The organism is Bacteroides sp. 11BF, assembly GCF_019633765.1.
Lineage (GTDB): Bacteria > Bacteroidota > Bacteroidia > Bacteroidales > Bacteroidaceae > Bacteroides > Bacteroides hominis.
The window spans coordinates 141,658-158,896 of sequence record NZ_JAFKPJ010000013.1; the positions used below are offsets into that span (position 1 = coordinate 141,658).

Genomic DNA, 17,239 nt, shown 5'->3' on the forward strand with positions numbered 1-17,239 from the left:
CTTATGATTTTTAAAAGATTACTCCATTATAACTCATAAAAAAGGCTGCATCGTCGTCAATGCAGCCCTTCTATTATTTTTTAGAATCTTTACTTAGCCAATTCATTGATTACATCCATAATCTTCTGTCCTATTTCCTCAGCAGCCTCCATAGTCGATGCTTCACTGTATACACGGATAATGGCTTCGGTATTGCTCTTACGCAAGTGTACCCACTTGTCTGCAAAGTCAATCTTCACACCGTCGATATCATTGATTTCTTCGTTCTTATAGATTTCCTTTACCTTAGCAAGGATAGCATCTACATCTATTTCCGGAGTCAGATCTACACGATTCTTAGCAATGAAATAAGGAGGATAAGTTGCACGCAACTCGCTCACCTTCTTGCCTTCGTGAGCCAAATGGCTAAGGAATAATGCGATACCTACCAAAGCGTCGCGTCCGTAATGGCTGGCAGGATAAATCACTCCACCATTACCTTCACCCCCGATCACCGCATTGGTTGCCTTCATCTTGGTCACTACATTCACTTCGCCCACTGCGGAAGCATTGTACTCCATACCATATTTGCGGGTCACATCGCGCAAAGCACGTGTAGAGCTCAAATTAGATACCGTATTACCCGGAGTATGTTTCAGTACATAGTCGGCCACTGTGACCAATGTATATTCTTCACCATACATCACACCGTTCTCGCAGATCATGGCCAGACGGTCTACGTCAGGGTCAACAACAAATGCGACATCTGCTTTTCCTCCCTTCATCAGGTTCATGATATCACCCAGATTCTTTTCCAGAGGTTCGGGATTGTGGGCAAAATTACCGGTCGGTTCGCAATAGAGTTTTTCTACGTGTTTCACTCCCAGACGTTCCAACAGTTCAGGCAGAATAATACCCCCTACGGAGTTTACGCAATCGATGGCTACAGTGAAGTTAGCTTTCTTGATAGCTTCTACATCTACCAGGTCAAGCGCCAATACACTGTCGATATGTTTTTTGTTATAAGTAAGATCTTTGCGATAAGAACCCAGATGATCAACATCTGCATAATCGAATTCTTCGGCCGCAGCAATGCGAAGCACTTCTTGTCCTTCGGCTGCATTCAGAAATTCGCCGTGTTCGTTCAGTAATTTCAGTGCATTCCACTGCTTGGGATTATGTGATGCAGTCAGGATGATCCCTCCGCAAGCCCCTTCCATTGTCACAGCTAATTCTGTTGTCGGGGTAGAAGCAAGGTCGATATCAACCACGTCCCAGCCCATACCCATCAAGGTACCGACTACAACGTTCTTCACCATCTCACCCGAGATGCGGGCATCGCGGCCCACTACTATCTTGTTACTGTTCGATTTGCATGTCTTGCGAATCAAAGTGGCATAAGCCGACGTGAATTTTACAATGTCAAGCGGATTCAGTCCCTCGCCTGCGCCTCCGCCAATGGTTCCACGGATACCAGAGATAGATTTGATTAGAGTCATAGGTTGTTGTTTTAGAAAATTGGTTATTTAGTAGTTTTAGTTCAATGCTTTCTGGAATTTACGAATATCGTAGAAATAGGGGTTTACATATTGGTTAGCACTCTGATGCCCCATCTTTGAAGGTACAATCATTCTCACATGGGCATAGTTGGTAACATATTTCAAAGCAAGTAGCCATCCGGGAGGAACGTCTGTCGTACCATATTTGGCATACATCGAACCTTCTGTGAATACACCGGCCACCGAAGTTCCATTATCTACGTAACGGAATACATCTGGATAAGTATAGTAGTTCGGATAGTTTTCAAAACCGGGAAGCACCACATTGAAGCAAGTAGTATCATTGGCCTTAATATCATGCTCCACGAAGCGTACGGCTACAATATTATTATTTTTGATAGAATCGTTCTCCGGTTTATCGGTAACAATACCTTTATCCACAATCTGCATATAGACTCCGTTTGAGAAAGCTACATATTCATTCTTGGTCGTATCCGTCTTATATCCGTTTGCTTCAAAGTCACTCTCAGAAATAGTACGGATATCGTGCTTTTTAATAAAAGCGTTTACCGCATCTTTCTCTTCATCCAGCATTTCTGCATAAGTCTTCGAATTGTCGCAAGCCTGGAACATATATCCGAAGGCTAACAAGGAAAAAAATAACAATAGAAGTTTTTTCATTTCTGTATCTTATGTATATTCCGTACAAATGTATTTTAAATTAGTCGAATCTTTAGATTTAAAAGCAGAAAGTTCAAGTCTTTTAACCTTTGACTTTCAACTTTTAACGGAAGAGCAAGGAGCCATGGGCTATAAGTCAAAAGTAACAAGAAGTTATACACTTGTCATTCCTTATTCATAAATTGTAACCGACAACCCGCAGCCTCATTGTTTCAGAAGCGGCTTATATTTCTCCAATGCCTGTTCAAACACTTTCACAGCCTCTTCCATCGTACCGTAAAACTCTCCGCCTGACGCATTGAGATGCCCACCACCATTGAAAAACTCGGCAGCTAACTGGTTGCAAGGAAACTTACCTACGGAACGAAGTGAAATCTTAATCATTTTCTTTTCCGTATCCTCACGGAGGAAACAAGAGAAACAGACATTCTTAATCGAAAGCGGGATGTTTACAAACCCTTCGCTATCGCCTTTGATATAATCAAATTTTCCCTGTTCATCTTTGGTCAGCGATATAAGCGCAGAATTGTAATCTTTATACACCCGCATATTCGATAATACATATCCCATCAAACGCAAACGGCTTTCGGAATAAGTATTGTAGACTTTCCGGTAGATATCATCTTTATCGATTCCTTTTGAAAGCAGTTCGCTGATAATGAAATAAATCTCACGATTATTAGAGTTATAAGTGAATCCTCCGGTATCTGTCATCATACCGGTATAAATACATTCAGCCCCCTCTTTGGAAATGTCACTGAAATATCCCATCCGGCAAATCAGGCGAAACACCAATTCGGAAGTAGAAGAAATTTCAGGATGTGAAACAGTGATCCGACAAAAGTCTTCGGGATGAAGATGATGATCTATCATTATTTTACGTCCCGGTGAGGAAGCCACTATATCAGCCATCTCGTCAATGCGCTTCAATGCATTAAAATCAAGACAGCAGATGACGTCTGCTTCCATAATCAACTTATCGGCAAACTCTTTATAACGGTCATACAGCAAAATATCCTTGCTACCCGGCATCCATCTCAGGAAATCGGGGAAAGCATTAGGGACAATTACATTTACAATTTTATCTTGAGAATCCAGAAAATGATACAATCCCAACGATGAGCCAATGGCATCTCCGTCAGGCGACACATGGGATACGATTACTATTTTGTCGGCCCGTTCAAACCATTTAGTAAAATGATCAATATGGGTTTGAGCAATTACTTTAGTCAGCATAACTTGTTTGTATAAATATGAGTTGGCAAAAATACGATAAATCTTTGTACTTAGAGCAAAAACCTCACAGAACCTTCGTCGGAAAGGGAGATAAAATGCAATCCCAACCGACGGCATTCTTCACTGAACACTTCCTTATAATAAGCGGACAGAGAAGAATCCAGAATAACCTCCCGGCAATGAAACAGTTGGGCCAATGACTCCAATCGTCCTGTATAGCCCTTACACAAATACAAATAATCTATGTTTAACGGTTCAGCGACAATTTTGTTCCGCCAACGGTTATCACTGACCATACAAATACGTTTATTACCGAACAGGAGCAGGTGGTCCTGCATCCAGAAGCCGGAAGAGCGATAGTCTTTTGTTATGGGTATCGGGGTATTCAGGTGTAACCGGTTCCAATAGCCGGTTACCGCACGCAAAAGCCGTCTTTCATCCGGAATGCTATCTGCATAGGCAAGCCAGGATTTACCATGAGACTCAATGCAATGTACAACCGGACATCCCCGGACATTATAGAAAACAATGCTCTGCACCGGTCGGTCAGCCATCCTCCATGCCCAATGAAGACTACCTGTAACCAACAGGCAAACACCTACAAGGTACAAACTTTTCGCACTACGAACCATCATATGACGCATACAGGCCAACAAAGCCAGATAAAAGGCAAGAACTTCCGCCGGATAAATCCAAACATTATCGATAGATGCCAACGGTAGATGCTCTACCCAACGAACCGCAGCATTCAGTAAATCGATAAGAAACTTCACCGCCACAGCACACCAGGTATAAAGCAGAGAAAAAGGGCTGACCACCAGCAGAATAACCGCTGAATACATAATCACCGACACAAGTGGAATTACCAACAGATTAGTCAATAAGAAATGGGTGGAAAATCTGGAAAAATACAACAATACCAAAGGGGCTGTACCTATCTGCGCAGCAAGCGAAACACACATTAATGCCCAGACTTTTTTTAATACTCCATTACCAATCGAAAGCAACCTGAACAACCGGGGATATATCAGTAGAATGGCAGTAACAGCCGAAAAAGAGAGTTGAAATCCAACATCAAACAGCCAGAAAGGATGAACCGCCAGCATAATAAATGCAGTCAGCGCAAGCGTATTAAGTGAAATACCCGTACGCCCGGATAAGACCGACAAAGCCAACAATGAAAACATAATAACCGAACGAACCACAGAAGGGGACAGCCCTGTAATGAAAGCAAATCCCCACAATGCAGTAATTATCACTATCGCACGAAACAGCCTCACCCCCCAAACATTCCCCGGCAACCACTTCAGAAGTAAAAGAAGCAGCATATATAAAAATCCGATATGAAGTCCGGAAAGTGCCAGTACATGACTGGCCCCTGACACGGAATAAGTCTCCCTAATATCTTCACCTAATTCCTCTTTGTAGCCAACAGTAAGCGCGGCAAGTACGGCAAACTCATCCGGTTCGAACTTCAAAGCACGATATTTATCCAGAATCCGGTCCCGGCAGTCCAATGCAATCTGCCGAAAGGAACGGGACATCCTGTGTCCGATTATCTGCCATTTTCCCTCTGCAACAAAAGCAACTCCTCCAATCCCTCTGTAACGTAAATAACGGGCATAATCAAATTCATCGGGATTACCATTATTGGAAGGTGGAGATACGCGCGCCATCAATACTAATTCGTCCCCATTATGTAAACTTCCGGCGAGTGAATCTTTCGAAATGTAAAGCAATACTTTCCGATTCACCGGTACGACTCCCACTGAATCTTGTTTTTCTGTCAGAAATGCCGGACAGAGAAAAGTATGTTCCTTCTCGTCGGGCCGATCAGTCAGGATAGCCCGATAAACGCATTCTTTTTTTTGGAAAGCATATACAGTTTGTTGTAAAACCTGATTCATGCCGCCGGTTCCCGCCCCAAAAACAAGTAGATAGGCAACACTGCCGAATATCCACCGAAACGAATAGCGACGTGAAAAATAGACTGCCAGCAGCAGAAAAAACAATCCGGCAGAAACTCCCACCAACACGGTATCCGAAACATAGACCTCTTTGAAAAACAAATAATTACCAACAAGAAAGCCTGCTATCAGAGGTAATAGCAGGCGTAAAAATGGATATCGATGTAAATACCGGAAGCTCACAAGCCGGCCTTACAGCCCTTTCATGGCATGAATCGTCTCTTCCGGATTCTCAGCAGCAAAAATGGCATTTCCTGCTACCAACGCATCCGCCCCGGCAGCCACCAGACGGGCACCTGTTTCCAGATTCACTCCACCATCTACCTCGATCAGCGCTTTCGATCCGGTACGCTCAATCAGTTCACGAAGTTCACGTACTTTCTCTACCGAGTGCTCAATAAACTTTTGTCCTCCGAAACCGGGATTCACACTCATGATCAACACCATGTATACATCCCGGATAATGTCCTGCAACAAAGCTACCGGAGTGGCCGGATTTATGGTAACAGCAGGCTGCATACCGGCCTCACGGATTTGTTGCACCACCCGATGAAGGTGTGGACATGCTTCGTAATGTACATTCATAATATGCGCCCCCAATGCCTTTACTTCAGGAATAAACTTCTCAGGATTGACTATCATTAAATGTACATCCAACGGTTTCTGAGTCAACTTAGCAACATACTTCAGCACCGGAAAGCCAAAGGATATATTCGGAACAAATACTCCGTCCATAATGTCAATGTGCACCCAGTCGGCTTCACTACGGTTAATCATCTCAAGATCCTTTGCCAGATATGCAAAATCTGCCGAAAGGATAGAAGGGGATATAATAGGTTTCATATTCATCAATATTTTAATAATAGCACAAAATTAACAAAAAAACATCAGAGCTCCCTCTTCTATAACAGTTTATTTGGCAGAAATTCTTTCCTTCTATTCCAATTCCACAATTGCAAGTGACAGACTCTGCTTTCCAGTACGTTGCCTTTACACTATCAAAGCATAAGATAGAGAGCCTCACCGTCAATTATTCCGCCTTCATCCTAAATGCCTCAGTCAGATGAAACCCACGCAAAAGTTCATCTGTCTTCAGCCTTTTTTTACCCGGCAACTGTAAAGAAAGGATATTTACAAACCCATCCGACACGGCTACTTTCAGGAAGTGCTTTCCATCTGTAATAATGCTCCCCGGAGTCAGTGCATGTACTTTCTCTTCTTTCTCACTCTCAAAGATTTTCACAACAACCGCTTCACCTTCCGGATTAAGTAATTCACTCCACGCAGCAGGATAAGGAGAAAGCCCGCGGATAAAATCATAAACCCGTTTCATCGGCTGATTCCAATTAATCCTACAGGTTTCTTTGAAGATTTTCGGAGCCGGACGAAGCTCGCCGACCATTGCCATTTCTTCCTGGGGAATTGCCTTTACATTTCCCTCCAGAATAGCATCTACCGTTTCTATCACCAGCCGTCCGCCCAACTGCATCAATTTGTCATGCATCACTTCCACATTGTCCGTATCAGCAATAGGAACGCGCACCTGCTGGATCACCTCACCTGTATCGATTTCATGTTTCAGGAAAAAAGTAGTAATCCCCGTCTCCGTATCTCCATTGATAACCGCCCAATTGATAGGAGCTGCCCCACGGTACTGCGGAAGCAAAGAAGCATGAAGATTGAAAGTTCCAAAACGAGGCATGTTCCATACCACTTCCGGCAACATCCGAAAAGCCACAACAATCTGCAGATCGGCCTTCCATTCGCGAAGTGCCTGAACAAATTCTGCATCTTTCAGTTTCTCCGGCTGTAATAAAGGCAACTGATGATCCAGCGCATATTGCTTTACCGGAGAATATTGGATTTTGTGTCCACGGCCGGCAGGTTTATCAGGCATTGTAATCACCCCGACTACATTATAGCCGCCTTCCACCAGACAGCGCAGGGCCTCCACTGCAAAATCAGGAGTCCCCATATATACGATTCTTAAATCTTCTTTTTTCATATTTAAAAAGCTATGAGTTATAAGTTTCCGGAAATTGTAACCCGTCAATCTTCCGAGAAATGCACCAATACCTGGCGATACGAATTAAATATTTTAGATTTTGAAACAAATCCCAGATACTTTCCTTCTTCGTTGACTACCGGCAAGTTCCACGCTTTTGTATCGTCAAATGTCTGCATCACCTGTTCCATACTGTCGGTATCATACAAACGGGCAGGAACGGAAGTCATCAATTTACTAACGGTAAAACGATGATAAAGTTCCTGACGGAACATGATGTTCCGGATATCATCCAGCAGCACGACGCCTAATAGAATTCCATCCTTGTCTGTCACAGGAAACATATTACGATGGGAGGTCGAAATAGCCTTTACCAATTCACCCAAGTCCATTTCCGGACGTACACAGACAAAGTCTGTTTCGACTACATTTTCCACTTTCATCAATGTCAGTACAGCCTTATCCTTATGATGGGTCAGCAACTGTCCTTTCTTGGCCAGACGCATGGAATAAATACTGTGGGGCTCGAACACAATGATTGTCAGATAAGAACTGACCGAAACAATCATCAAAGGCAGAAAAAGGTCATATCCACCAGTCAGTTCAGCAATCAGAAACACACCGGTCAACGGGGCATGCATGACTCCACTCATAACTCCTGCCATTCCCATTAGGGCAAAGTTCTTTTCCGGCAAAGTCGAAGTAAAATCAAAATCATTGCTAAAGTGGGAGAAAACAAAACCGGCAATACATCCCAAATACAACGAAGGAGCAAAAATACCACCACATCCACCTCCACCGTTAGTCGCACTCGATGCAAATACCTTCAACAGGATAATCAGCACCAGATAGACCAACAGCAGATTGCCATATCCATAGAACAAGGAGTTATTCAATACCGTATCCCAATCGGCATTACTCGTACCGTTCAGCAATAATTCAATCGTATCGTAACCTTCACCGTAAAGAGGCGGAAAAAGAAAGATAAGTACACTCAACATCACACCACCCAATGCCAACTTCTTATACGGATTGGACAGTTTGCCAAATACCCCTTCTACAGAACTCATGGCACGTGTGAAATAGAGTGATACCAATCCGCAAAAGATACCTAAGAGAATCACATAAGGAATACGTTCCAACTCAAAAGGCTGATCCAAATGAAATTTAAACATAGCCTCTTGCCCGGTTGTAATATACGAAACAGTAGCAGCCGTAACAGCCGAAATTAACAACGGCAACAAGGATGACATGGTAAGATCGATCATCAATACTTCCAAAGTGAATACCAATCCCGCTATCGGCGCTTTGAAAATACCTCCAATGGCACCGGCAGCACCACATCCCACCAGCAACATCAACGTACGGTGTTCCATCTTGAACATACTTCCCAGATTCGATCCGATAGCCGATCCGGTAAGTACAATAGGGGCCTCGGCTCCTACCGATCCGCCGAAGCCGATGGTAATGGCACTGGCAATGGTCGACGACCAGATATTATGGCGTTTGATACGTCCCTGACGACGTGAAATTGCATAAAGGATCTTCGTAACCCCATGACTGATATCATCCTTTACGATATTGCGCACAAACCATCCGGCAAGGAAAATACCGACTACCGGATAGACCAGATAAAGGTAGTTGGCCTCTGTCGTATTAAAATTATCTGTGAGAAAGTTCTGTATCGTATGAATGAAGAACTTCAGGATCAATGCAGCAATAGCTGTAAAAATACCTACCAGAAAACTTAAAATGAGAATAAACTGCTTTTCTTTAATCTTATTCTCGCGCCAAATAATAAAGCGCTGTAATAAACTTATCTTTTCTTTTTCCATTATTCGCGAATAATCTTAATCACTCCACCTTTATCCAGCTTAATGATACTCGATGGTTTAGGACGACTCATATCATCCTGCCGGAAATTGACAATGTAGTCTACCGACGATTTTATTTCTTCGCTGATTTCATTGAAATTGGCAGCTCCCGGCTGTCCACTGATATTGGCAGATGTCGAAACAATAGCCTTACGAAACTGCTGGCACAAACGACGGGAGAATGCTTCGTTCGTCACCCGGATGCCTACGCTACCGTCTTCGGCAAGCAGATTTGAAGCTAAATTACGAGCACCGGAATAAATGATAGTCAATGGTTTATCGGCAACTTCCATCAAATCCCAAGCAATCGAAGGGACATCCTGCACATAAAATTCGACCTTCACCGGCGAATCCACCAATACCAACATCGCCTTGCTGTCAGCACGTTGTTTTATCTCATACACCCGGCGCACAGCGTCTTCATTGGTAGCATCGCAGCCAATTCCCCAAACCGTATCGGTGGGATAGAGAATCACCCCGCCTTCGCTCATCACTTGACAAGCTTTTTTAATGTCTTCTATCATTTCTTGATCTATTTCTTGTGAGAATAACGTGCAAAAATACTAATTTTGCCCAATAATAACAAAGGTTAAGAGAAAACAAATGGAAGAAATCGAATTTCATCACAGTTTACCTATACAACTACGATTCAATGACGTAGACAAGTTCGGACACGTCAACAACACCGTCTATTTTTCATTCTACGACCTCGGCAAAACAGAATACTTTGCCTCGGTTTGTCCGGGGGTTGACTGGGAAAAAGATGGTATTGTAGTAGTACACATTGAAGCCGACTTTCTGGCACAGATTTTTTCATCCGACCACATTGCCGTTCAAACTGCCGTCTGTGAGATCGGAACCAAAAGTTTTCATCTGATGCAACGGGTTATCGATACCGAAACAATGGAAGTGAAATGTATTTGTCGCTCGGTCATGGTGACATTCGACTTGGAGAAACATCAATCCAAGCCACTGACCGAAGAGTGGATAGAGGCAATTTGCCGATTTGAAGGAAGAGACTTGAGAAAGAAAAAATAAATAATCCTCCGTAGATGCCTTTTTCTACGGAGGATTTTATTTTCTCCTTAATATAAGAATTCCTTATTCACGTTCCCCGACACACTCGCATCAAACCACGAAAGGTTCGATTGATCAAGTACCCATTTTTCATAATTAGGATATGCCTGTATGACATTAATTCTCTCCTTCGGATACTTCCATGCCGGTGAGGAGGCTTCTTTACGTGGGAAATCAAGTGCCCAGGGATAGCGGTTGTCCATGCGATAGTAAACTCCGGACTCAGGATCCGAGCGATCATTTTCTGTTTTGAAAAGTGAAACATCCGCATGCTTTGTCGGTTTATAATCTACCAGATGAATCTCTTTTTGACGGCTGTTGACAAAGATAAACGGATTAAATTTTTGAGTCTGCAGATTGCTGACAGGAGTTTTCAACCGAACGGTTATTTCAGCGGGAGTCCCGGAAATTCCGGTTGCCGTCCCTTCCGTATTCACATATCCCTCAGTAGTCCCCAAAGCTACATTTACATCGTTCCACACAATGAAAGTGGCCCATTCATTCCCTTCCTCAATAATAGCACCTTCCAGTTTTGACCGGTCAATAATGTCCTCGGAAAGCGGAAGTTCAATCCCGACCCCAATATGCGTCCACGGGGCTGCCCCCTTCGCAATTGGTGTGAAAGTCAATTTCACGGCAGTAATAGAATTACCATCTCCTTTCTCCAGCTCATAAGCATAATTCATCACAAAATCATTGAAATCATAATCTCCCATCTTAGGCCACTGGTCTTCAAAAGCAAGTGTTCCATAAACAGCCTCCGAAGGAGCGAATTCATCAATTACCGGAATATCTTCTTCCGGTTTAACGGCAGATACCGGTGATGCGGTAAGCTTTATCAGCACGTCATTGAAATCATAATCAGCCTTCGCATCGCCATAAGGACGGATATCAAACCCCATAATGCAGCAGTTGTAATCGGACATGCTACGGATCACGGCATTTGTTTTTTTAGTTGTATTCAAGGTTGGAGTAGAATAATAGAATCCGTTTACATTCGCATTAGGAAATGTCTGATTCTGGAATTTATAGGCGCTCTTCGAGTTTACACCGCCAGTAGCGATATTCGTCATGTTTAACCCGTCACGTGCCACGGCAAAACCGATACGTGTACCCTTCGGAAATATTGTATCATACTTGTTTCCGTCCCAATATAATAATTGCACTTTCAGTCCCGACGGACATTTTTCCTGATGGGTGTTCGGCAACAGTAAGGTCATACGATGTCCCTGTATATCTTCGCGTTTATTGAGTTCCCCTTCTTTATAACTATAGTAAGTCAAAACATTGTAAACAGTCCTATTATTTACATAGAATCCCCCATCACCAACATACGTAGCCCACACTTCTGCTCCCAGTTCGTCAGTAACCACCAGATCCGAACTCTTATTCAGATCCACATCCTGTACATTCTTCTGTTCCGGATACCAACTATTCACCCGGTTTAAAAATTTAGGTGACAATTCTTCTTTTGAAACAAGCGGCGAAGCATTTAAAAGCGGGATGCCGTCTTTCCCAACTTCTGCATCCGCATACGGACTATACAGTTCATAAAGATTGCTTAGCTTCTGGCTGACAGGAATCGCCAACTCTGCCCCGCCCCGGGCAACAGCCATGCGAGTAGAAGCATTGGTACTGACTTGAAAGGGTACGGCAGACAAGACACACGTCATTCCCGGTTGCACATCAACCTCCTGCACACCGGGAAAACCGGCAGTCAATGAAGTTATATATACCTTATCGACATTTACCGGAACAGATATAATAGCATAAATGCATCCATCCACATCTGTATAACCAACATAAAGAGGCTTAATGACAATAGTCCCATCCTCCTCATAAGGTTGTTGGGGATAAATCCCTATCAAGATGCCTTCAGCCACCTTCTCATTCGCAGAGGTAGCCATCACACCGATCTGCTTATCGGTTCTCAAAGAGAATTTAAATGATAAATCCAGTTCCTCGGTATCATCAGGATTCTTACCCGACGGTTCATACAAATCTTTTTCTTTTACACATGAGGTGCAAAAAAGTACTATCAGCAGTGCATACTTCAGCAATGATACATTATTTCCCATAAGACTCTGTTTGTTCGTTTGTGCGAGGTCACCATATATCAGTAATCTCAGTAATCCATTCCACTGTACAAAAATATCAAAAAAAACAGAAACTTACAAAATTTGATCATTTTAATGTAGATTTTATTCTCCTTTATCCTATAATATCATTCACACCACTATATAGGCCCTATTATTAATGCTCTTTTGCATTCCCGGTTCTACAGGTAATATAATAAAATGCCGGCATCCATTCTTCCAAACGGACACCGGCATTTATCATTCCAACCGAAGCTGTCAGCCGCCTATCAAAGCAATCCCTGCCCTCCGATCACCCCGGCAATAGCACTTGCTACAGCAATAATCACTTTCAAAATAACGTTCCAATTATTTTTCTTCATCTTTTTCATCCTATTAAAAATGCAACTACGCAGTCGGATCATCTACTATGTCTCCATCACCACCTCCGGAACCATTATTGCCCGAAGCACCGATCCCACTCGCCTTCTGAAACTCAACTCCCTGAAACAAAGCCCGGGTAGTACCGATAGCCGCAGGACGAGTATATTCAGGAGTAAAATGACAAAGAAGGGCTGCCACCTGATTCGGATTCACCTCTTCCTCTTTGTCCACTCCCCTTCCCCGTGTACGCGCTTTCATCGTAAAAGTACCCAATCCGTCCAGGCGTACCGTCTTACTGTCCAGCAGTGCGCTACGCATCGCTGTCATCAAATTCCGAACCACATTATGCACATCACCCGGAGTCAACGACGACTTTTCCGCAATCATTTCAGCCAATTGCTGAGTAGATACCACCTTGCCTACCTTCACCAAATTCAAGTGCCATTTCTTATCACCGGCCTTAGTTGCCATAGTCGATTTTACTGCTTTATAAAATAATGCCATATTCCTAATCTCCTTTTTTTAATGTTATTACCACTGATTTTATTCACATTGCGTTGATCAACATTGCAAAGGTGAACATTTGCAGGAAGATGACAAAGGAAAATGAGGCGTCCGGATCAAGTTATACAGAACAAGTTATAATCATCACATTATCAGAGTCATTACTTAATTCTTTCTCATACATCTACTTCACATACTCTGCTATGGTTCGATTATTCATATTATATCCGTTTAACGGAATGTCCCCAGATTTATACCCGATATAGTATAAAGCTGGGGACGAAACAAAAATCTATACCCGAAAACCGAGTATATTTCTTTTCTACTTCGCAAATCTCCGATAAGCCTCTTCTAATTTTTTATCGTACTGATTCTGAGCATATCCGGAACCATTATATCTTTTGGCAAAACCGGTCCAGTCTTTCCGCTCCAGATTGGGCCGTAACTCAGCAAGTTTAACAAACCTCGCAAATGCCTCCAGTTGCTTATCTTCTCCGGTACACATATCTTTCACCATTTCATCTACACAGCCATACCCGCACATCACATAGTTAAAGCCCATCACCTGAAACATTCCCCATGGAGTGGAAGCGTCAGCAGCTTCTTTATGTATTTTCCGGGCCTTTCCAGACGTTCATACTCTCTTATCCCTCCATAATAATGCCCCTTCTCCCATTTAGGATAAAGAATATTATCATCTTTTCGGCTCTGGCATGAAGAGTAGTGAGGATTTGGGTCACATCAGACTGCGACCGACGAAGTTTTATTTCATCAGCATTTCGATGGAGCTTGACATTCTCTGCTTCAACCATATACAAAAGTCCAATCTGTTCTACCAACTACGCGGCATCAGAATTCTTACTTATCTCTTCGGCATATTTGAACTTCGCCCGCACATGCGTCCAACAAAGAAGATGGACATTTTCAGGATTCGTACGTGCAAGATGTTTATAAACCACGTAACCATCGGAATGAATCGAACCGGTAAAATCCCCCAAAAAATCCTCTATCGGGCGACAGCCACGGCTGTCATTCTCATCATTGTCATAAAGGAAACAAACCAAACCGTCTAGCTTGTTGACCAAAACCCAAACATACTTTTTAAAATATCTGCCGAGTTTCGTACCGTCCCCCCTTATATTTTATACGCACCCTACACCAAGTCTCATCAATATGAAGAATGGATTTCACCTTCAATAATCTCTGTTTGATGTATTCATATAAAGGCTTCAAATAACCGGCAACCCTCTTAAGCCAGTTAGAACGGCCATTCTCGCTGGAAATGAACTTATCAATGCGCATACGAATGTTCTCTCTGTGATTGGAAGCATGAAGCGATCAACGGTTCACAGCCATATCAGCAAAAAATTCGAGAGTACAGGGGGGGCCACGCTCGTTGTCGAGATTCTCTGATTTTACTTTAGTCAAATCCAAAGAAGAATCAGCACTGCCTGTGGAAGAAGTACCGGAACCGTCATCATCCATCTTATCCTCTTCACGGCTCTTTCTGTCTTCTTGCCTAGTACAGGAGGAGAGACTCTTCTTACCGTAAGACATTTTATTGTGACGCTTAGTATAATCCGACTGCTTAGAGACTTCTTCACACAAACCACGGATTTCATCAGTAAGGGTACAAATGATATCTTGAAGACAGGTTACTTGAGGCTGCAAGGATTCATTGTGCTTCTCAGAATGAAGTCGAGTTGAAAATGAGTTACACGACCATATTCATAGACAGGATGCATAAACTTGTAACCACGTTCAGACTCCAGTTCGTAAAGCATGTACATACGGTTTTCATACCGGACCAATTTCATCAACTGTCTATTCTTGGGCATGAAAGCAAACATATCGACATTATAAGGATTCGGAAAACGGTCCTTTGCAATATCTATCAGACGACGACGGCCCATACGCATATCGTTTACATTGGCAATGAACCCAATATTCATACTACCGGTGATGGCTAACATAGTACCTCCAATTTCTCAATCATTTCACATAAGTACCGATAACTCAAGTTATGGCGGCTAACCTCAAGACCATTAGAAAACACTATATTAACACGAGTTACACTCAAAACAGAAAGACTATCTTTATCTGGGCCGGGAGAAGAAGAACCATTGGCTTTTTCATCTGTTGGACCATCCGAATAGACAATCTCCACAGGGAGAACAGCGCCGGCACGGTATTTCTTGTACCAACGCTCAAAATGAGAATAAACAACGCCGTTCATCTGACAATACTTAACGATCGAAACACCTTGCTTTATACCATCCTCCTGATACTTTTCATAGAGAAGCTTAAAATCTGTACTATTTGCCATTTTTACTTTTTTTGATTGATGGCACGAAGATAAAAAATATAGGAAGAGAGAACTGAAAAGCACTCAAATGCTTACGATATTTTTTCGCTTATATCGAACTCACGTTAATTAATTCTGAAAGCAAAACAGGCAAGATAGATATACGAAGCAATACAAACGGACAATCAAAACAGATAACTCATAAATTACCAGATTACATTATAAGCCTTCTACACCATACTTTGTACATTACCACATTTGCGTTTCTAGTAAGCACGCAATACCACCTCGAATGCTTCTGCATACTGAAGGCCCCATTGACCACCACGCATAGCTGCAAGTCCAGTAATGTATTCTACTGAACGAGGATGAGGATACGCACGCATCACACCACGATACATCGAGAGTGCCTTAACTTTAGCATCCACCCCCTCTTTGCCTACCTCTACATAACAGTTCGGACGGAATAGACTCATAGCACTATTGATAGCCCACTCTGTGCAAGAAGGAACTTCCATATACCACAACTCCTTTACACGCTTTATCTCTGGACGACGCTGGAACAAACGAACCGCCTCCTGACACGCCATTGACGTCATCAGATGATCATTATTCGTATCCGCAGGATGGTGTGTTATTACAATATCGGGCTCACTCTCCCTGATTGCACTCTCTATGAATTGCACCAACTTCAGGTGAGGCACAGTATTCATCTCTATATTCGGGAATGTAGCCTCAAACTTGTGATGCACTCCCACATACTTCAACGCATCGTTCATATCGTCCTCTAGTTCATTATCCTCTGGGCGGAATGCACGCGCCTTTGCTTCAGTACACATAATAGCCACATCTATTTCATCACCTTGATGTGACCATTTCCAAATTGACGCACTAACGCCAAGGATCTCATCATCAGGATGAGCCACTACAATCAAATATTTCATGTTATTTCCTATTTATAATAAGTACTTACTCGTTATTATTTTATAATGAGCAGCAAAGTCATTACCGATTACTAGCAAATATCGCATATTAGTCTTTTCACGTGCTGTAGTCATCACCACTAAGTAAAATAGTGTATATTACTTTTTATTTTTCAAACACAAACTCGGCAAGGAGCGCATCATGATCACTCAATCCCCTTGCATTAATTTTCCTTATAGACTAAAGACGAAGCGAAGTTTCAGAGTACAAGATATGATCAACCTTATACGACAACGGACTATGGATTGTAGTATCTTAACCTGTGCCACACTCCCACCAAGCATCGGTAAAACCTGCATCTTTAAAAACACACAACGCTGGCGAACCCACCACATCATTCATATCTCCAAGCACGACGAACGGAGTTGATAATGTCAGCAATGAATCAATTATTACATTCGCCGCCTGCTTTCGCAATACCGAAGCATTCTTGATATTTTGAAGATAATTTCTAAAAGTCCCAACACCATCTATATCATCCTACTTAATACTATTGGCTACTACCGAATAATTATTGCTTAACAGATGACAGCCATACAAATCTACTTGTTTGCCATTCAGCATTATCGATGACGAAACAATACAGGCAAAATAATCTACATTTTCAACTATTCTTACTTGCTTCTTCAGCAGGTATTTACTGTAGAAATAATGAATATCATTACATAT

Annotated in this window: 18 protein-coding genes and 1 pseudogene; 1 reads left to right on the forward strand and 18 read right to left on the reverse strand. The window is 42.6% G+C overall.

Translation table 11 applies throughout. The features are described 5' to 3' along the window. Window positions 1–89 precede the first annotated feature (89 nt). The 8 genes from glmM to JZY04_RS14710 all read right to left on the reverse strand — a co-directional run bounded on the left by glmM (window position 90) and on the right by JZY04_RS14710 (window position 9,765). Window positions 90–1,478 carry a phosphoglucosamine mutase gene (glmM, locus tag JZY04_RS14675; RefSeq protein WP_005808542.1) on the reverse strand — a complete coding sequence of 463 codons (1,389 nt, stop codon included), beginning with the start codon at window positions 1,476–1,478 and terminating at the stop codon, window positions 90–92. Window positions 1,479–1,514: 36 nt separating this feature from the next. Further along, window positions 1,515–2,159 (reverse strand): DUF4827 domain-containing protein, encoded by a 645-nt coding sequence (locus JZY04_RS14680; RefSeq protein WP_005781500.1) that lies wholly within the window; start codon window positions 2,157–2,159, stop codon window positions 1,515–1,517. Between the two features lie 204 nt (window positions 2,160–2,363). Then, window positions 2,364–3,395, reverse strand: a complete 1,032-nt coding sequence (locus JZY04_RS14685; protein WP_005781501.1) for a bifunctional oligoribonuclease/PAP phosphatase NrnA — start codon at window positions 3,393–3,395, stop codon at window positions 2,364–2,366. Window positions 3,396–3,445: 50 nt separating this feature from the next. Beyond that, window positions 3,446–5,545, reverse strand: a complete 2,100-nt coding sequence (locus JZY04_RS14690; protein ID WP_122142698.1) for a ComEC/Rec2 family competence protein — start codon at window positions 5,543–5,545, stop codon at window positions 3,446–3,448. Window positions 5,546–5,554: 9 nt separating this feature from the next. Then, window positions 5,555–6,205: a ribulose-phosphate 3-epimerase gene (gene rpe / locus JZY04_RS14695; RefSeq protein WP_005781503.1), complete on the reverse strand. Its 651-nt coding sequence runs from the start codon at window positions 6,203–6,205 to the stop codon at window positions 5,555–5,557. Between the two features lie 187 nt (window positions 6,206–6,392). After that, the gene (gene fmt, locus JZY04_RS14700) at window positions 6,393–7,367 is read right to left on the reverse strand and encodes a methionyl-tRNA formyltransferase (protein ID WP_122142699.1); all 975 of its coding nucleotides are present in this window, start codon (window positions 7,365–7,367) and stop codon (window positions 6,393–6,395) included. Window positions 7,368–7,411: 44 nt separating this feature from the next. Then, window positions 7,412–9,202: a chloride channel protein gene (locus JZY04_RS14705; RefSeq protein WP_005781508.1), complete on the reverse strand. Its 1,791-nt coding sequence runs from the start codon at window positions 9,200–9,202 to the stop codon at window positions 7,412–7,414. Beyond that, on the reverse strand, window positions 9,202–9,765 hold the full coding sequence (locus tag JZY04_RS14710) for an L-threonylcarbamoyladenylate synthase (RefSeq protein WP_005781511.1): 564 nt from the start codon (window positions 9,763–9,765) through the stop codon (window positions 9,202–9,204). The genes JZY04_RS14705 and JZY04_RS14710 overlap by 1 nt, the downstream gene beginning before the upstream one ends. Window positions 9,766–9,844: 79 nt before the next feature. Here JZY04_RS14710 and JZY04_RS14715 point away from each other — a divergent pair, with 79 nt between their 5' ends. Then, on the forward strand, window positions 9,845–10,279 hold the full coding sequence (locus JZY04_RS14715; protein WP_005781514.1) for a thioesterase family protein: 435 nt from the start codon (window positions 9,845–9,847) through the stop codon (window positions 10,277–10,279). A gap of 47 nt (window positions 10,280–10,326) precedes the next feature. On the opposite strand, the gene JZY04_RS14720 is transcribed toward JZY04_RS14715, so the two are convergent. The 10 genes and pseudogenes from JZY04_RS14720 to JZY04_RS14765 all read right to left on the reverse strand — a co-directional run bounded on the left by JZY04_RS14720 (window position 10,327) and on the right by JZY04_RS14765 (window position 16,530). Then, complete coding sequence (locus tag JZY04_RS14720) at window positions 10,327–12,396, reverse strand: LruC domain-containing protein (protein ID WP_122142700.1); 2,070 nt, start codon at window positions 12,394–12,396, stop codon at window positions 10,327–10,329. Window positions 12,397–12,683: 287 nt separating this feature from the next. Further along, window positions 12,684–12,776: a smalltalk protein gene (locus tag JZY04_RS14725; RefSeq protein ID WP_005781518.1), complete on the reverse strand. Its 93-nt coding sequence runs from the start codon at window positions 12,774–12,776 to the stop codon at window positions 12,684–12,686. Window positions 12,777–12,801: 25 nt separating this feature from the next. Beyond that, window positions 12,802–13,281: an HU family DNA-binding protein gene (locus JZY04_RS14730; RefSeq protein WP_032541833.1), complete on the reverse strand. Its 480-nt coding sequence runs from the start codon at window positions 13,279–13,281 to the stop codon at window positions 12,802–12,804. A gap of 322 nt (window positions 13,282–13,603) precedes the next feature. Beyond that, window positions 13,604–13,980, reverse strand: a pseudogene (locus JZY04_RS14735) (N-acetylmuramidase family protein); the annotation flags it as partial. A 140-nt stretch (window positions 13,981–14,120) separates the two neighbouring features. Beyond that, the gene (locus JZY04_RS21530) at window positions 14,121–14,366 is read right to left on the reverse strand and encodes a transposase (protein ID WP_181996408.1); all 246 of its coding nucleotides are present in this window, start codon (window positions 14,364–14,366) and stop codon (window positions 14,121–14,123) included. 16 nt (window positions 14,367–14,382) lie between these two features. Next, window positions 14,383–14,583: a transposase gene (locus JZY04_RS21535; protein ID WP_122142703.1), complete on the reverse strand. Its 201-nt coding sequence runs from the start codon at window positions 14,581–14,583 to the stop codon at window positions 14,383–14,385. Between the two features lie 36 nt (window positions 14,584–14,619). Then, window positions 14,620–14,838, reverse strand: a complete 219-nt coding sequence (locus JZY04_RS14750) for a hypothetical protein (RefSeq protein WP_147347880.1) — start codon at window positions 14,836–14,838, stop codon at window positions 14,620–14,622. Window positions 14,839–14,936: 98 nt separating this feature from the next. Further along, entirely contained in the window at window positions 14,937–15,254 is a 318-nt protein-coding gene (gene tnpB, locus JZY04_RS14755; RefSeq protein WP_122142705.1) for an IS66 family insertion sequence element accessory protein TnpB, read from the reverse strand. Then, window positions 15,248–15,607 (reverse strand): hypothetical protein, encoded by a 360-nt coding sequence (locus tag JZY04_RS14760; protein WP_122142706.1) that lies wholly within the window; start codon window positions 15,605–15,607, stop codon window positions 15,248–15,250. Before JZY04_RS14760 ends, tnpB begins: the two co-directional genes overlap by 7 nt. A 245-nt stretch (window positions 15,608–15,852) precedes the next feature. Next, on the reverse strand, window positions 15,853–16,530 hold the full coding sequence (locus JZY04_RS14765; protein ID WP_122142707.1) for a PIG-L deacetylase family protein: 678 nt from the start codon (window positions 16,528–16,530) through the stop codon (window positions 15,853–15,855). Window positions 16,531–17,239 lie beyond the last annotated feature (709 nt).

Excerpts from the sequence above, each read along its gene's own strand:
- glmM (WP_005808542.1), bottom strand. The coding sequence starts at position 1,478 with ATGACTCTAATCAAATCTATCTCTGGTATCCGTGGAACCATTGGCGGA.
- JZY04_RS14680 (WP_005781500.1), bottom strand. The coding sequence starts at position 2,159 with ATGAAAAAACTTCTATTGTTATTTTTTTCCTTGTTAGCCTTCGGATAT.
- JZY04_RS14685 (WP_005781501.1), bottom strand. The coding sequence starts at position 3,395 with ATGCTGACTAAAGTAATTGCTCAAACCCATATTGATCATTTTACTAAA.
- rpe (WP_005781503.1), bottom strand. The coding sequence starts at position 6,205 with ATGAAACCTATTATATCCCCTTCTATCCTTTCGGCAGATTTTGCATAT.
- fmt (WP_122142699.1), bottom strand. The coding sequence starts at position 7,367 with ATGAAAAAAGAAGATTTAAGAATCGTATATATGGGGACTCCTGATTTT.
- JZY04_RS14705 (WP_005781508.1), bottom strand. The coding sequence starts at position 9,202 with ATGGAAAAAGAAAAGATAAGTTTATTACAGCGCTTTATTATTTGGCGC.
- JZY04_RS14710 (WP_005781511.1), bottom strand. The coding sequence starts at position 9,765 with ATGATAGAAGACATTAAAAAAGCTTGTCAAGTGATGAGCGAAGGCGGG.
- JZY04_RS14715 (WP_005781514.1), top strand. The coding sequence starts at position 9,845 with ATGGAAGAAATCGAATTTCATCACAGTTTACCTATACAACTACGATTC.
- JZY04_RS14720 (WP_122142700.1), bottom strand. The coding sequence starts at position 12,396 with ATGGGAAATAATGTATCATTGCTGAAGTATGCACTGCTGATAGTACTT.
- JZY04_RS14725 (WP_005781518.1), bottom strand. The coding sequence starts at position 12,776 with ATGAAGAAAAATAATTGGAACGTTATTTTGAAAGTGATTATTGCTGTA.
- JZY04_RS14730 (WP_032541833.1), bottom strand. The coding sequence starts at position 13,281 with ATGGCATTATTTTATAAAGCAGTAAAATCGACTATGGCAACTAAGGCC.
- JZY04_RS21535 (WP_122142703.1), bottom strand. The coding sequence starts at position 14,583 with ATGCGCATTGATAAGTTCATTTCCAGCGAGAATGGCCGTTCTAACTGG.
- JZY04_RS14750 (WP_147347880.1), bottom strand. The coding sequence starts at position 14,838 with ATGTCTTACGGTAAGAAGAGTCTCTCCTCCTGTACTAGGCAAGAAGAC.
- tnpB (WP_122142705.1), bottom strand. The coding sequence starts at position 15,254 with ATGTTAGCCATCACCGGTAGTATGAATATTGGGTTCATTGCCAATGTA.
- JZY04_RS14760 (WP_122142706.1), bottom strand. The coding sequence starts at position 15,607 with ATGGCAAATAGTACAGATTTTAAGCTTCTCTATGAAAAGTATCAGGAG.
- JZY04_RS14765 (WP_122142707.1), bottom strand. The coding sequence starts at position 16,530 with ATGAAATATTTGATTGTAGTGGCTCATCCTGATGATGAGATCCTTGGC.